Source organism: Ornithinimicrobium tianjinense (assembly GCF_014636495.1).
GTDB lineage: Bacteria > Actinomycetota > Actinomycetes > Actinomycetales > Dermatophilaceae > Ornithinicoccus > Ornithinicoccus tianjinensis.
The window spans coordinates 678,542-693,669 of record NZ_BMEM01000001.1 but is presented as its reverse complement, the minus strand read 5'-3'; the positions used below and the strand labels follow the sequence as shown (position 1 = coordinate 693,669).

General features: G+C 72.2%; 8 protein-coding genes. 3 read left to right on the top strand and 5 right to left on the bottom strand.

What is annotated here, in order from left to right; all coding sequences use genetic code 11:
* Nucleotides 1-81: 81 nt before the first annotated feature.
* The 3 genes from IEV65_RS03260 to glgB are packed head-to-tail and all read left to right on the top strand — an operon-like array spanning nucleotide 82 to nucleotide 10,095.
* Nucleotides 82-2,151, top strand: a complete 2,070-nt coding sequence (locus IEV65_RS03260) for a maltotransferase domain-containing protein (protein ID WP_371870147.1) — start codon at nucleotides 82-84, stop codon at nucleotides 2,149-2,151.
* Between the two features lie 10 nt (nucleotides 2,152-2,161).
* Complete coding sequence (gene treS, locus IEV65_RS03255; protein ID WP_188428155.1) at nucleotides 2,162-3,877, top strand: maltose alpha-D-glucosyltransferase; 1,716 nt, start codon at nucleotides 2,162-2,164, stop codon at nucleotides 3,875-3,877.
* Nucleotides 3,877-10,095: a 1,4-alpha-glucan branching protein GlgB gene (gene glgB / locus IEV65_RS15890; protein WP_188428154.1), complete on the top strand. Its 6,219-nt coding sequence runs from the start codon at nucleotides 3,877-3,879 to the stop codon at nucleotides 10,093-10,095. The genes treS and glgB overlap by 1 nt, the downstream gene beginning before the upstream one ends.
* Before the next feature lie 170 nt (nucleotides 10,096-10,265).
* Here the strand turns inward: glgB and IEV65_RS03245 are convergent, their stop codons facing one another.
* The 5 genes from IEV65_RS03245 to meaB all read right to left on the bottom strand — a co-directional run bounded on the left by IEV65_RS03245 (nucleotide 10,266) and on the right by meaB (nucleotide 15,123).
* A complete protein-coding gene (locus tag IEV65_RS03245; RefSeq protein ID WP_188428153.1) occupies nucleotides 10,266-11,309 on the bottom strand; it encodes a tetratricopeptide repeat protein in 1,044 nt (347 codons plus the stop codon).
* A gap of 76 nt (nucleotides 11,310-11,385) precedes the next feature.
* A complete protein-coding gene (locus tag IEV65_RS03240) occupies nucleotides 11,386-12,495 on the bottom strand; it encodes a hypothetical protein (protein WP_188428152.1) in 1,110 nt (369 codons plus the stop codon).
* A 76-nt stretch (nucleotides 12,496-12,571) separates the two neighbouring features.
* The gene (gene pip, locus IEV65_RS03235; protein WP_188428151.1) at nucleotides 12,572-13,552 is read right to left on the bottom strand and encodes a prolyl aminopeptidase; all 981 of its coding nucleotides are present in this window, start codon (nucleotides 13,550-13,552) and stop codon (nucleotides 12,572-12,574) included.
* Nucleotides 13,553-13,603: 51 nt separating this feature from the next.
* A complete protein-coding gene (locus tag IEV65_RS03230) occupies nucleotides 13,604-14,116 on the bottom strand; it encodes a GNAT family N-acetyltransferase (RefSeq protein WP_188428150.1) in 513 nt (170 codons plus the stop codon).
* A complete protein-coding gene (gene meaB / locus IEV65_RS03225) occupies nucleotides 14,113-15,123 on the bottom strand; it encodes a methylmalonyl Co-A mutase-associated GTPase MeaB (RefSeq protein ID WP_188428149.1) in 1,011 nt (336 codons plus the stop codon). Before meaB ends, IEV65_RS03230 begins: the two co-directional genes overlap by 4 nt.
* Nucleotides 15,124-15,128 lie beyond the last annotated feature (5 nt).

The window sequence follows — 15,128 nt, the reverse complement described above, 5'->3', positions numbered from 1 at the left end:
ACCCGAACGACACGGGTCAGCAATCTTGACGCGCGTCCCACAGCGCACCCCCGACGGCAGCCGGACGGTAGCGTGAGGCGCGTGACCGAGCACTCGACCACACCCCGCCCCTCGACGGGCATCGACATCTCAGCTCTGGCGCTCTTCGGCCAGCAGCCGATCGGCCGGATCCCCGTCCTCGACGTGGAGCCGGTCGTCGACGCGGGCGCCCGCCCGACGAAGTCCGTCGTCCACGAGCTGTTCACCGTGAGCGCGACCGTCTTCCGGGAAGGGCACGACGCGGTCAACGCGACCGTCGTGCTGACCGACCCGGACGACGTCGAGCACCGCGTCCCGATGACCCTGGTCAACCCCGGCCTCGGTCACTGGCAGACGACGGTCTTCGCCGACCGGGAGGGGGTGTGGAGCTTCCGGGTCGAGGGCTGGTCCGACCCCTACGCCACCTGGCTGCACGACGGCACGATCAAGGTGCAGGCCGGCGTCGACGTCGAGCTGATGCTCGAGGAGGGCGCCCGCGTCCTGGAGCGGGCCCTGGACGAGATCGAGCGGCCGGACACCCATCGCGCCGTGCTCGAGGAGGCCATCACCCGGCTGCGCTCGAGCGCGCTGCCCGTCGCCGAGCGGCTCCACGCCGGCTCCGACGACCGGGTCCGGCAGGTCCTCGCCCACGCCCCGCTGCGCGACATGGTGACGCCGAGCCGTGACTACCCGTGGTGGGTGGAGCGCAGGCGCGCGCTGACCGGGGCCTGGTACGAGATCTTCCCCCGCTCCGAGGGCGCCACCCAGGACCCGACCACCGGGCTGTGGACGACCGGCACCTTCCGCACCGCCGCCGAGCGGCTCCCCGGCATCGCCGCGATGGGCTTCGACGTCGTCTACCTCACGCCCGTCCACCCCATCGGGCGCACCAACCGCAAGGGCCGCAACAACACGCTGGAGGCGCAGGAGCTCGACCCCGGCTCGCCCTACGCCATCGGCGCCGCGGAGGGCGGGCACGACGCGCTCCACCCCGACCTCGGCGGCTGGGACGACTTCGACGCCTTCGTGGCCCGGGCCCGGACCGAGGGGCTGGAGGTCGCGCTCGACCTCGCGCTGCAGGCCTCCCCCGACCACCCGTGGGCCACCGAGCACCCCGAGTTCTTCACCACCCGCGCGGACGGGACCATCGCCTACGCCGAGAACCCGCCCAAGAAGTACCAGGACATCTACCCGCTCAACTTCGACAACGCTCCCGAGACGGTGTATGCCGAGGTCCGCCGGGTCGTGCAGGTCTGGATCGACCACGGGGTGTCGATCTTCCGGGTCGACAACCCGCACACCAAGCCGGTCGAGTTCTGGCAGTGGCTCATCGCCGACGTGGCCGTCGACCACCCCGAGGTGATCTGGCTCTCCGAGGCGTTCACCAAGCCGATGATGATGCGCACGCTGGCCAAGGTGGGCTTCCAGCAGTCCTACACCTACTACGCCTGGCGCAACACGGCCGCCGAGCTCCGCGAGTACGTCACGGAGCTGGCGACCGAGACGGCCCACTACATGCGCCCGAGCTTCTGGCCGACGACCCACGACATCCTCACCCCCTACATGCAGACCGGGGGGACCACCGCACACCTCGTGCGCGCGGCGCTGGCGGCCACGCTCGTGCCCACCTACGGCATCTACGCCGGCTACGAGCACGTGGAGCACGTCAACCGGCCGGGGGCCGAGGAGCACGTCGACAACGAGAAGTACGAGTACAAGGACCGCCGCTGGGGCCAGCACGTCGAGGGCCGGGAGGACCTCAGCGGCTGGTTGCGGATGCTCAACCGGGTCCGTGCCGAGCACCCGTCGCTGCACTGGCTGCGCAACATCACCTTCCACCAGGCCGAGGACGAGAACATCCTCGTCTTCTCCAAGCACGGGGGCGGCGCGCACGACGGCAGCGACCGCGACACCGTGCTGGTCGTCGCCAACCTCGACCCCCACCAGGTGCGACCCACCCGGCTGCACCTGTCGATGCCCGACCTGGGGCTGGGGCTGGGCTGGGGCGACCGCTTCGTCGCCCACGACCTGGTGACCGGCCAGCGCTGGGTGTGGGACGACTCGCCGTTCGTCCGGCTGGGCCCGGGCTACGGCGAGGAGCCGGTGCACATCATCCACGTGACGAGGAGCTGAAGGACCACACATGCGCGGACTCAACCTGCACCAGCCCGGTCTGAAGAACGACCCCGACTGGTACCGGAAGGCCGTCTTCTACGAGGTGCTCGTGCGGGCCTTCGACGACTCGACCGGCTCCGGCTCCGGTGACTTCACCGGTCTGATCAACCGCCTCGACTACCTCCAGTGGCTGGGGGTCGACTGCCTGTGGCTGCCGCCCTTCTACGCCTCGCCCCTGCGCGACGGCGGGTATGACGTGGCCGACTACACCGCGGTCCTGCCCGAGTTCGGCACCCTGCCCGACTTCCGCGAGCTCATCTCCCAGGCGCACGAGCGCGGCATACGCATCATCACGGACCTGGTGATGAACCACACCAGCGACCAGCACCCCTGGTTCCAGGCCTCCCGCTCCGACCCCGAGGGCCCGTACGGCGACTTCTACGTCTGGTCCGACACCGACGAGAAGTACAGCGACGCGCGCATCATCTTCGTCGACACCGAGACCTCCAACTGGACGTTCGACGCGGTCCGCCGGCAGTTCTTCTGGCACCGTTTCTTCTCCCACCAGCCCGACCTCAACTTCGAGAACGAGGCGGTCCAGGAGGCGATGTTCGACGTCGTGCGCTTCTGGATGGACATGGGCATCGACGGCTTCCGCCTCGACGCGGTCCCCTACCTCTTCGAGGAGGAGGGCACCAACTGCGAGAACCTCCAGCCCACCCACGACTTCCTGGCGCGGCTGCGCGCCATGGTCGACGGGGAGTACCCCGGTCGGGTGCTGCTGGCCGAGGCCAACCAGATGCCCGCGGAGGTCGTGGACTACTTCGGCACCGAGGAGGCGCCGGAGTGCCACATGTGCTTCCACTTCCCCGTCATGCCGCGCCTCTACTACGCCCTCCGCGAGGAGAAGGCCGAGCCGGTGATCCGGGTGATGGAGGAGACCCCCGCGATCCCGCGCGGCACCCAGTGGGGCACCTTCCTGCGCAACCACGACGAGCTGACCCTGGAGATGGTCACGCCGGAGGAGCGGTCGGCCATGTACGGCTGGTATGCCCCCGACCCGCGGATGCGCGCCAACGTCGGCATCCGCCGCCGGCTGGCCCCGCTCCTGGACAACTCCCGCAGCGAGGTCGAGCTGATCAACGCCCTCCTGCTCTCGCTCCCGGGCTCGCCGTGCCTCTACTACGGGGACGAGATCGGGATGGGCGACAACATCTGGCTCAACGACCGCGACGCCGTCCGCACGCCGATGCAGTGGACGCCCGACCGCAACGCCGGCTTCTCCACGGCCGACCCGGGCAAGCTCTACCTGCCGGTGATCAGCTCTCTCGTCTACCACTACAACAGCGTCAACGTGGAGGCCCAGATGGCGAGCAGCTCCTCGCTGCTGCACTGGACCCGCGGCATGCTCGCCGTCCGTGGCGGGCAGGAGGTCTTCGGCCTGGGCGAGTTCGTCGTCTGCCCCGCCGACAACGACGCGGTCCTGGCCTTCCTGCGCATCCTGCCCGACGACGACACCGAGACCCGCGAGGGTCACCGCGCCGTCCTGTGCGTCAACAACCTGGCGTCCCGCCCGCAGGCGGCGCGCATCCAGCTGCCGGAGCGGCTCGCCGGCCTGCCCACCACCGACCTGTTCGGCGGCACCGGCTTCCCGACGGTCGGCGAGGACGGCTCGATCATGCTGACCCTCGGCTCCCGCGACTTCTTCTGGCTCGGCCTCAACCCTCTCGAGGAGGACAACTGATGTCCACGCTCTCTCCGTCGTTCGCGGAGTTCCTGCCCACCTGGGTGGCTGCGCAGCGCTGGTACCGCGGCAAGAGCGGCGGGGCGCTCCCGCAGCTGCGCCGGATCGCCGCCCTGCGCTGGGAGGACCCGCTCGGCGAGGTGGGGCTCGAGGACCACATCCTCGTCGACGAGTCCGGGACCGAGCCGGTCGTCTACCAGGTGCCGCTGTCCTACCGTGCCGAGCCGGTCGACTTCCTCGCCGACGCGCTGGTGGCGGTGGCCGAGCACGACGAGCTCGGCACCCGCTACGTCTACGACGCGACGCACGACCCCGTCTTCGCCCAGACGCTCCTGCAGGAGATGTATGCCGAGCACGAGGTCCCCTCGGCCAGGGCCCGGCGCATCGTCGCCGGCGGCACCGCTCCCGCCCTGCGCTCCTCGCGGGTGCTCAGCGGCGAGCAGTCGAACACCTCGATCATCGTGGAGGCCTTCGGCGAGACCCGCCCGGTCATCATCAAGGTCTTCCGGGTGCTGCAGCCGGGTGACAACCCGGAGGTGACCGTCGGCAGCGCCGTCGGCCGCACCGGCAACCGTCTCGTCCCGGGCCCGATCGGGTATGTCGAGGGACGCTGGCCCCTCGACGACGACACCGAGGCCCGGGGGCACCTGGCGTTCGCCCAGGAGTTCCTGCCCGACACCCTCGACGCCTGGCGCACCGCCCTCGAGGCGGCGAGGTCCGGTGAGGACTTCGCCGAGCGCGCCCGCGCCCTCGGGGCCGCGACCGCGACGGTCCACGGCGTGCTGCGCGAGGCCTTCGGGTCGGGAGCCGCCGACGTCGACGCCCGGTCCTCGCTCGTCGACCAGATGCGTCGCCGCGCCGAGGACGCCTACGCCGAGGTCCCCGAGCTGGAGACCTACCGCGAGGACGTGGAGCGCGTCTATGCCGAGCTCGACGACCTGGACCTGCCGCCCCTCCAGCGGGTGCACGGAGACTTCCACCTCGGTCAGGTGCTCGACGTGCCGGGCCGCGGGTGGGTGCTGCTGGACTTCGAGGGCGAGCCGCTGCGCCCGCTCGAGGAGCGCACGGCCCCCGACCTCGCCCTGCGCGACGTCGCGGGGATGCTCCGCTCCTTCGACTACGCCGCCGCCACGGTCTCCCACGAGGGCGGGGGCGAGCGCGACGACTGGTCGACCGCCGCCCGCGCCGCCTTCCTGGAGGGGTACGCCGCCGCGAGCGGTGACGACCTGGACGCGGTCGAGCGCCGTCAGGTCCTCGATGCTCTCGAGCTCGACAAGGCTCTCTACGAGGTCGTCTACGAGGCGCGCAACCGCCCGGACTGGATGCCGATCCCGGTCGGCGCCGTCCAGCGGCTGATCACCGGCGGTCGCTCCGGCCGCCACCTGTCCGCCGACGGCCCCTTCGTGCCCTCGCCGACCGCGCCGGGCCGCCACCGCGCGGACGAGCCGCAGTCTCATGACGGGCAGGGGGACGAGCAAGGGGACGAGCAGCACCACACCCCCGTCGCCGCCGACTTCGGCGTGGGGGTGCAGGACGTCGGGGACGGCGCCGCCTCTCTCGCCGACGAGGAGGGTCGCGTGGTCGCCGAGGCTGCGCCCGAGGAGTATGCCGCGACCCCGGTGCCCGAGCCCGACACCCAGTCCGAGCACGACACCCAGCCCGAGCCCGACACCGAGCCCGCGCCCGAGCAGCACGATCACCTCACCGACTACGCGACGGCCGCGCACGGCTACCCGTCCGCGGGCGGCGTCTACCCGCACGCCCCGGTGCAGGCCCCGCACGAGATGCTGGCGGCACTCGGCGAGCCCGACGACGACGTGGTGGAGAAGGATGAGGAGGTCGTCCCCTCGACGTTCACCCCCGTCCACGCCTCCCGCCGCCCGGCCAGCGGCAGCGCGCCCCACGCCCCAGTGCCGCCGCCCGCGGAGATGACTCGCGCGCTCCGGCCGGACACCGCGAGCGCCGCAGCGGCCGGCCTGCCGACCGGCGGCGGCGAGGAGCCGCAGCCCTCCGTCGACGCGAACCCTCCCGCCGTCCTCTCCGGCTCGGCCCACGTGGCGGCGAGCGGGCTGGCACCGCGCGCCGAGGGCTGGGAGGCGGTCGACCCCGAGGTCGAGCGCGACCGCGCCTGGGACGACGCGCTGTCCTCCCCCGCCGTGGTCACCGGCGAGGTGGTCAGCGGGCCGTGGACGTCCGGCCCCGTCGAGCGGGCCCTCCTGGACGCGCCCGCGGCCCCGGCCGCACCGCATACCCTGCCCCTCGACCTCGAGGAGGCGACGGACGTCGTCTACGGCCTGCACAGCAACCCGCACACCGTCCTCGGCGCGCACGCCCACCAGGGTCACGTGACGGTCCGGACGGTGCGGCCGGCGGCCGACGCGGTGACGGTGGTCCTGCCGGACGGCAGCGAGTTCCCGATGTCGCCGGAGACCGGGGGCATCTGGGTCACCGTGGTGCCGCTGGAGTCCGTGCCGACCTACCGGCTGAGGGTGCGCGAGCGCGGGCAGGACCAGCTCGTCGACGAGGCCTACCGGCACGCGCCGACGATCGCCGAGCACGACCTCGAGCTGATCGCCGAGGGTCGCCACGAGGAGCTCTGGACGATCCTCGGGTCGCACGTGATGACCGTGCGCGACGAGATGGGCGAGGTGCCGGGCACCCGCTTCGCGGTGTGGGCGCCCAACGCGCTCGCGGTCCACGTCGTCGGCGAGTTCAACGGGTGGGACGGCGCGTCCCACGCGCTGCGCGTGCACGAGCCGTCGGGCGTCTGGGAGATCTTCGTGCCCGGCGTCGGCGCCGGCGCGCACTACAAGTACGACATCACCGGCCCGGACAGCATCCGCCGGGCCAAGGCCGACCCGATGGCCCGGGCCACCGAGGTCCCGCCGTTCAACAACTCCGTCGTCACCGTGTCCTCGCACCGGTGGCAGGACCAGGAGTGGATGGAGCGCCGGGCCGCCACCGACGTCCACCACGGCCCGATGAGCATCTACGAGGTGCACCTCGGCTCGTGGCGCGAGGGCCTGGGCTACGAGCAGCTGGCCGAGGAGCTCGTCAGCTACGTCCAGCAGATGGGCTTCACCCACGTGGAGTTCATGCCGGTCATGCAGCACCCCTACGGACCGTCCTGGGGCTACCACGTCACCGGCTACTACGCCGCCGACAGCCGGTTCGGGCACGAGGACGGCCTGCGCTACCTCATCGACCGCATGCACCGCGCCGGCATCGGCGTCATCCTCGACTGGGTCCCCGGGCACTTCGCGACCGACCCCTGGGCGCTCGCCCGGTTCGACGGGACGCCGATCTACGAGCACCCGGACCCCCGCAAGGGCTGGCACCCGGAGTGGGGCTCCTACATCTTCGACTACGGCCGGCCGGAGGTCCGCAACTTCCTCGTGGCCAACGCCAGCTACTGGCTGGAGGAGTTCCACGCCGACGGTCTGCGCGTCGACGGCGTCGCCTCGATGCTCTACCTCGACTACTCCCGCGGCCCCGGCCAGTGGATCCCCAACAAGCACGGCGGTCGCGAGAACCTCGAGGCCGTCTCGCTCCTGCAGGAGACCAACGCGACGGCCTACCGCCGCAACCCCGGCATCGTGATGATCGCCGAGGAGTCGACGTCGTGGCCGGGCGTGACCAAGGACGTCCACGACGGCGGGCTCGGGTTCGGCTACAAGTGGAACATGGGGTGGATGCACGACACCCTCGGCTACCTCGCGCACGACCCGCTCCTGCGCTCGGCCCACCACCACGCGATCACGTTCTCGCTGGTCTACGCGTTCTCGGAGAAGTACATCCTGCCGATCAGCCACGACGAGGTCGTGCACGGCAAGGGCTCGCTCGTGCGCAAGATGGCCGGCGACGCCTGGCAGAAGTTCGCGACGCTCCGGGCCTTCCTGGCCTACCAGTGGAGCCACCCGGGCAAGCAGCTGCTCTTCATGGGCAGCGAGTTCGCGCAGGCCCGTGAGTGGGCCGACGGCGGCACGTTGCAGTGGGAGCTCACCGAGCAGCCCGGGCACGCCGGTGTCCAGCGTCTCGTGCGGGACCTCAACCGCCTGTATGCCGAGCACCCCGCCCTCTGGCAGATCGACCACCACAAGGACGGTTTCGCCTGGCTCGACGCCAACGCCGCCGCCCAGAACCTCTACTCCTACCTGCGGTGGGGCAACGAGGGCGCCGACGGGCTGCGCCCGGTCGTCGCGGTGGTCGTCAACTTCAGCGGCATCACCCAGGAGCGCGTGCACGTCGGTCTGCCCTACGGCGGCCGCTGGCGCGAGGTGCTCAACACCGACGCGCAGGTCTACGGCGGTTCGGGTGTGGGCAACATGGGCCACGTCCAGGCGCACGACTACGCCCACCAGCACCAGCCGTTCTCCGCGCTGGTGACCGTCCCGCCGATGGGCGCGGTGTGGCTGGTGCCCGACCCCGAGCCGGAGCCTGTGGCCGAAGCGGTCGTGGCCACCGAGGTGGCCGAGGTCGGCGACACCGAGGTCAGCGAGGCCCCGGTCAGCGACGCCGAGGCCGCCGTCGAGGCGACACCGGGTCGCCACCCCCGGGCCGGGCAGCCGGCCCAGGACGCGGACCTGGTCGACGTCGAGGCGCTGCTCACGGCATACCACGAGCGCGTGCCCGACCCCGACGACGTCGACCAGCAGGTGGCCTTCGGCACGTCCGGCCACCGCGGCAGCTCGCTCGACACTGCGTTCAACGAGCACCACATCCTGGCGACCACGCAGGCGATCTGCGACTACCGCCGCGAGCAGGGCACCGACGGGCCGCTGTTCCTGGGGCGCGACACGCATGCGCTCTCCGAGCCGGCCTGGCGCAGCGCCCTGGAGGTGCTGGTGGCCAACGGCGTGGACGTGCGGGTCGACTCCGGCGACGGCTACACGCCCACGCCGGCGGTCTCCAGGGCGATCCTCGCGCACAACCGGGAGACCGACGGCAAGGACAGGGTCGGCGAGGCGGACGGCATCGTCGTCACCCCCTCGCACAACCCGCCCCGCGACGGCGGCTTCAAGTACAACCCGCCGCACGGCGGGCCGGCCGACACCGACGCGACCGGGTGGATCGCCGACCGGGCCAACGAGCTCATGCGCGGCGGTCTGGCCGACGTGCGGCGGGTGGCGTTCGACGAGGCGCTCGCCGCCGCCGGACGCTACGACTTCATGGGTGAGTACGTCCGGGCGCTGCCCCGCGTCATCGACGTCGAGGCCATCCGTCGCGCCGGTGTGCGCATCGGTGCCGACCCGCTCGGCGGGGCCGCCGTGGACTACTGGCAGGCGATCGCCGACGAGCACGACCTCAACCTCACCGTCGTCAACCCCGACGTCGACCCGACCTGGCGCTTCATGACGCTGGACTGGGACGGCAAGATCCGGATGGACTGCTCCTCCCCCGACGCCATGGCCTCGCTCATCGAGACCGTGCAGGGTGCCGGGGCGGGCGCCTACGACGTCGCGACGGGCAACGACGCGGACGCTGACCGTCACGGGATCGTCACCCCGGACGGCGGGCTGATGAACCCCAACCACTACCTCGCCGTGGCGATCGACTACCTCTACGGCGGGGCGCGCCCCGACTGGCCCGAGGACACGGCGATCGGCAAGACCCTCGTGTCGTCCTCGCTCATCGACCGGGTGGCCGAGGGGCTGGGACGCGAGCTGATCGAGGTCCCGGTCGGGTTCAAGTGGTTCGTGCCCGGCCTGCTCGACGGCTCGATCGCCTTCGGCGGCGAGGAGTCCGCAGGAGCCTCGTTCCTGTGCCGGGACGGGTCGGTCTGGTCGACGGACAAGGACGGGATCATCCTGGCGCTGCTGGCTTCCGAGATCATCGCCACGACCGGACGGACGCCCTCGCAGCGGTATGCCGAGCTGGTCGAGCGCTACGCCGAGGGTGGCGAGGTGGCCTACGCCCGGGTCGACGCACCGGCCGACCGGGCCCAGAAGGCGGCGCTGAAGAAGCTCTCGGCCTCCGACGTCTCGGCCACCGAGCTGGCCGGCGAGCCGATCACCGCCGTCCTCACCGAGGCGCCGGGCAACGGCGCAGCGATCGGGGGCCTGAAGGTCACGACCGAGTCCGCCTGGTTCGCGGCGCGGCCGTCCGGCACGGAGGACGTCTACAAGATCTACGCCGAGTCCTTCCGCGGCCCCGAGCACCTCGCGCAGGTCCAGGCCGAGGCCCAGCAGGTGGTGGACGCCGCGCTCAGGACTGAGTGACGGCGACACGCCGACGAGCACCGGCCCCAGCGTTCACGTGAACTCTGGGGCCGGTCCGTGTCGGCGTGGCGCCGGGACGGGTTGGCGCGGGGGTGCCTGGAGCGACGCTCGGGTGGCCGCGGCTGGCGCGACCGGTCGCCAGGACCGTTGACCCGGCGACCCGCAGGTCGTCAGAAGAGGGCGCTCATCAGCGACCCGCGCGCCTTCTGGACGCGGGGGTCGTGGGCGCCGATGACGTCGAAGAGCTCGAGGAGGTGGGTGCGGGCCCGGTCGCGGTCGTCACCGCTGGTGACGCGCACGGTGTCCACGAGCCGCAGGAAGCCGTCCTCGACATGACCGCCGACGAGGTCCACGTCGGCCGCCGCGATCTGGGCGTCGACGTCCTTGGGGTCGGCCGCTGCGGCGGCGCGGACGGCCGCGAGGTCGAGCGAGCTCGTGCGCTCCAGGAGCCGCACCTGCCCCAGGCCGAGGCGGGCCATCTCGTCGGAGGGGTCCTGCGCGAGCGCCTGCTCGTAGGCGCTGATCGCGCCGGCCCAGTCACCCGCGTCGATGGCGTCGTAGGCCTGCTGGTGCAACGGCGGAAGCTCGGCCGCCTCCTCGCCCTCCCCGTCCTCGCCCTCGCTGCCGACCCCGTCCAGCGTGACCCGTCCGGTGACCCCGTTGGTCACCGCGGCCTGCAGGAAGGTGTCCAGCAGCTGACCCACCTGCGCGAGGTCCTGCACTCCGAGGTAGAAGGGCATCGGCTGCCCGCCCATGAGCCCCATCACGACGGGCAGTGCGGTGACCTGCCCGAAGGACTGCTGCAGGATCGGCGTCAGGGCCTGCATGATGCCGGGGTTCTCGCCGAGGTCGACGCCGACGACCTGGAAGCGTCCGTCCTTGTCGGCGACGAGGCCGACGAGGTCGTTGAGGTGCTGCACCGACTCCGGCAGCTGCGGGGTCCACAGGACCAGGACGATCGGGGTGCCCATGCTCGCGTTGACGACCGACTCGAAGGTCGCGTCGCTCGCGTGCACCAGGGCTCCGGCCCGACCGGGAACGGCTCCCCCGGACGCGTACCCGCCCGCACCGCCGGCAGCGGGTCCGGACTGGGGCGCGCCGCCCGGGGCGGGCGTGCTCGGCATACCGGCTCCCCTGCCGCCCGCGCTGCGGCGCAGCACGGACAGGTCGACGGCGCCGCGCAGGGCGGCGGGGGTGAAGGGCTGCTGGGACATGGTGCTCCTTGCAGGCGGTGGTGTGCGGTCCGGTGTCCCAGGGTATGCCGTGCCCCTCACGGGGACGGCACGACCGTCAGGAGCCCCAGGCGTCGACGAGCTGCTCGCGCGCGGCCAGCAGGACGGGCTCGCCGCCCGTCTCCTTGCTGGGCACGCGCATCGCGACGAACACGGAGGTGCGCAGCACCGCCTGGTCCGTCAGCTCGCCGTCGTCGGTGAAGACCCGGAAGGTGTCCGGCGCGTTGAGGACCGCGTTGTCCTTGATGTCGAAGGTGGTGTCGCGCAGCAGGGCGCCCAGCACCAGAGCGGAGCCGTCCTCGAACATCAGGACCTTGGTGTCCTCGCTGACCAGCCAGTTCTTCTCGCGCAGGGAGGCCTGGTCGCTGACCGCGTCGGCCTGCTTGCTCGCCGCCTTGCGGACAGCCGCGGCGTAGCCGTTGGTCTTGTAGTCCGGCTTGTCCTCCGGCTGCGGGTAGCTGATGAAGGCGGCCAGCTTCTTGAGCACGTCGCGGGGTGCCTCCACGAGGTCACCCTTGCCGCTGCGCAGCACCGGCGTGCCGACCGAGCGACGGTCGAAGGTCGGGATCTCGGTGCCGGGCAGCATCGAGGCCTCCCAGATGATCCGGAAGTCCTTCGTCTCCCCCGTGCGGCTCTCCATGAGGTGGAGCACCGGGACGCCGCTCTTCGGGACGCTCTGGACGAAGAGGAAGATCGGACGCTTGCCGTCCTCGCGGCTGATGGCGAGCACGTTGGCCTCGCCCGGGTCCTCGGCGGCGGCGACCTTCTGGTCCAGCGCGCGGGCGAGGCGGGCCTCAGCGGCCGCGGCGGTCCTGGCGGTGCTCATGTAGGCCTTCTGCTGGGCCTTCTTGATCCACTGCTGCGAGGTGGTGTAGGCCTTCTGGCGGTTGGCGAGCAGGGTCGTCGCGACCTGCTCCGCCTCCTCCACGCTCAGGACGGCGGCGCTCTCGTCGGTCGTCATCGCCGTGGTCGTGCTGGCGGCGTCGTCCTCGGCGGGCGCGCTCGTGGCGGCGCCGGCGTCGGTGCCCTCTGTGCTCGTCGCGGTGTCGGACGCACCCGACGCGGAGGTCGTCGAGACCCCGTCAGAGCCGTCCTGGGCGCCGGTGCAGGCGGTGACGAGGAGGGCCGAGGACAGGGTGACGACAGCGGTCAGGCGGGAGAACTGCATACCACGACGGTAGGGTGCGCCCACCCGGGCGGCCAAATCAGGACCTTCCCAGGAAAGGCCGGCACGACCCCCGCGCTCAGCCGGCGAAGGCGTCCGTCGCGCGCACCAGGGCGTCCAGCGTCCCCGGCTCGGAGAACGCGTGACCGGCGTCCGGGACGAGCACGAACTCGGCCTCGGGCAGCGCCCTGGCCAGGTCGAACGCGGTCCGGGCCGGCGTGCACATGTCCAGCCGCCCCTGCACGATGACGGTGGGGATGTGGCGGATCCTGGCGATCGCCTCGGGGGCCAGGAGCTGGCCCTCCCGCATGAAGCCACCGTGCACGAAGTAGTGGTTCTCGATCCGCGCGAAGGCGACGGCCTGCGCCGGCTCGGTGGCCTTGCGGAAGCCCTCCTCGTCGGGGAGGACGGTGATGACCCGCGACTCCCAGCCGCTCCACGCCTGACCCGCCGGGACGTGGACCGCGGGGTCCTCGTCGAAGAGGAGGTCGTGGTAGGCGACCTGCATCTCGTGACGGCGCTCGGGGGCGACCGGCGCGACGAACTCGGCCCACAGGTCGGGGTAGACGAACTCGAGGTGGCCCCGCTCGTACATCCACTCCAGCTCGTGCCGGCGCAGCGTGAAGATCCCGCGCAGCACCAGCTCGGTGACCCGGTCCGGATGAGCCTCGGCATAGGCGAGGGAGAGGCAGGAGCCCCACGACCCGCCGAAGACCTGCCAGCGCTCGATGCCGAGGTGCTCGCGGATCCTCTCCATGTCCGCGACCAGGTGGGCGGTGGTGTTGGTGGACCACACGGCGGGGTCGGTCGTCGTCGACGCGTGCGGGGTGGAGCGGCCGGCCATCCGCTGGTCGAAGAGCACGATGCGGTAGCGCTCGGGGTCGAAGACCCGCCGCTGGGTGGGCGAGACCCCGCTGCCGGGGCCGCCGTGGACGAAGACGACCGGCTTGCCCTCGGGGTTGCCGCACTGCTCGACGTAGATCTCGTGCCCGTCGCCCACCGGGAGCATGAGGGTGTCGTAGGGCTCGATCTCGGGGTAGAAGCCGCGTCGCTCGGTCACGGTCGCCGACTCTACCCTCGCGATATGAGGCTCTGGCGGCGGCCTCCGGGGCTACGCCCGCACCATCCGCAGCTCGGTCATGCCGTCCGGACGGAGGTCCGAGGTCCCGTCGAGCGCGAAGCCGTTGCGCTCGTAGAAGCGGATCGCCCGCGCGTTGCCCCGGGCCACCCACAGGTAGGCCGGTCCCTCGCCGAGGACCTCCTCCAGGAGCCGTTGCGCGATGCCGCTGCCCTGGTGCTCCGGGGCCACGTTGAGCGACCACAGCTGCCGCTCGCTCGGGGCCTCCGCCTCGCGGGCCGGGCCCGCCATCGCGAAGCCCGCGGGCTCCTCCCCCAGCAGCGCGAGCTTGATCGCCCGCCCGTCGTCGGGCACGGCCTCCTGGGCGTAGGCCTTGGCGACGGAGTACCACATCGGCCGGAACGACTCGACCGTCATGGCGTCGAGGGCCTCGTCGTCCATCATCCCGCGGTAGGTCTCCTGCCAGACCCGCACGTGCAGCTGGGCGAAGCCCTCGACGTCCTCCATCTGCGGGGTCCGGACCGTGTATGCCGTCGCCTCGCTCATCGGGACACCTCCTCGGTGGCGGTGGTCGGGTGGGTCGGGTCGTCGGTCAGCTGCGCCACGACGCGGTCGGCCGCGGAGTAGGGGTCGGTGCGTCCCTCGCTGACCTGACGCGCCGCCTCGGCCAGCACCCCGTCGCCGTGCAGCCCGCTCATCCGCGAGCGCAGCTGGGCCAGCGCGATCGCCTCCACCTCGCGGCTCGCCCGGAGCAGCCGGCGCCGCTCGAGCTCGCCCTGCTCCTCCATCCAGGTGCGGTGCTTCTCCAGCGCCTCGAGCACGTCCTCGACCCCCTGGTCGCGGTCGGCGACCGTCTTGAGCACCGGGGGGCGCCACAGGTGCGGCTGCGTGCGGTCGCCCAGCGAGATCATGTGGCGCAGCTCGCGGACGGTGGCGTCCGCGCCGTCCCGGTCCGCCTTGTTCACCACGAAGACGTCGCCGACCTCGAGGATGCCGGCCTTGGCGGCCTGCACGCCGTCGCCCATCCCGGGGGCCAGCAGCACGATGGTCGTGTCGGCGAGCCCGGCGATCTCCACCTCGCTCTGCCCGACGCCGACGGTCTCGACGAGGATGACGTCGAAGCCCGCCGCGTCCAGCACGCGCAGCGCCTGGGGCGTCGCCCAGGCCAGGCCGCCGAGGTGGCCCCGCGAGGCCATCGAGCGGATGTAGACCCCGTCGTCGAGGGCGTGGTCGACGAGCCGGATGCGGTCACCGAGCAGCGCCCCGCCCGAGAACGGGCTGGACGGGTCCACGGCCAGCACGCCCACCCGCTGGCCCTGCCGACGCAGGGCGCGCACGAGCATCGAGGTGCTCGTCGACTTGCCGACCCCCGGGCTGCCGGTCAGCCCGATCACGCGCGCGCGACCGGCATACGGGGCCAGGGTCGCCATCACCTCCCGCAGCGCGGGGTCGGCGTTCTCGACGAGGCTGACCAGGCGCCCCAGGGCACGTGGACTCCCGTCCCTGGCCGCGGCGACCAGGGACGGGACGTCGACGTCGCGTCGGGAGAGCAACGGCG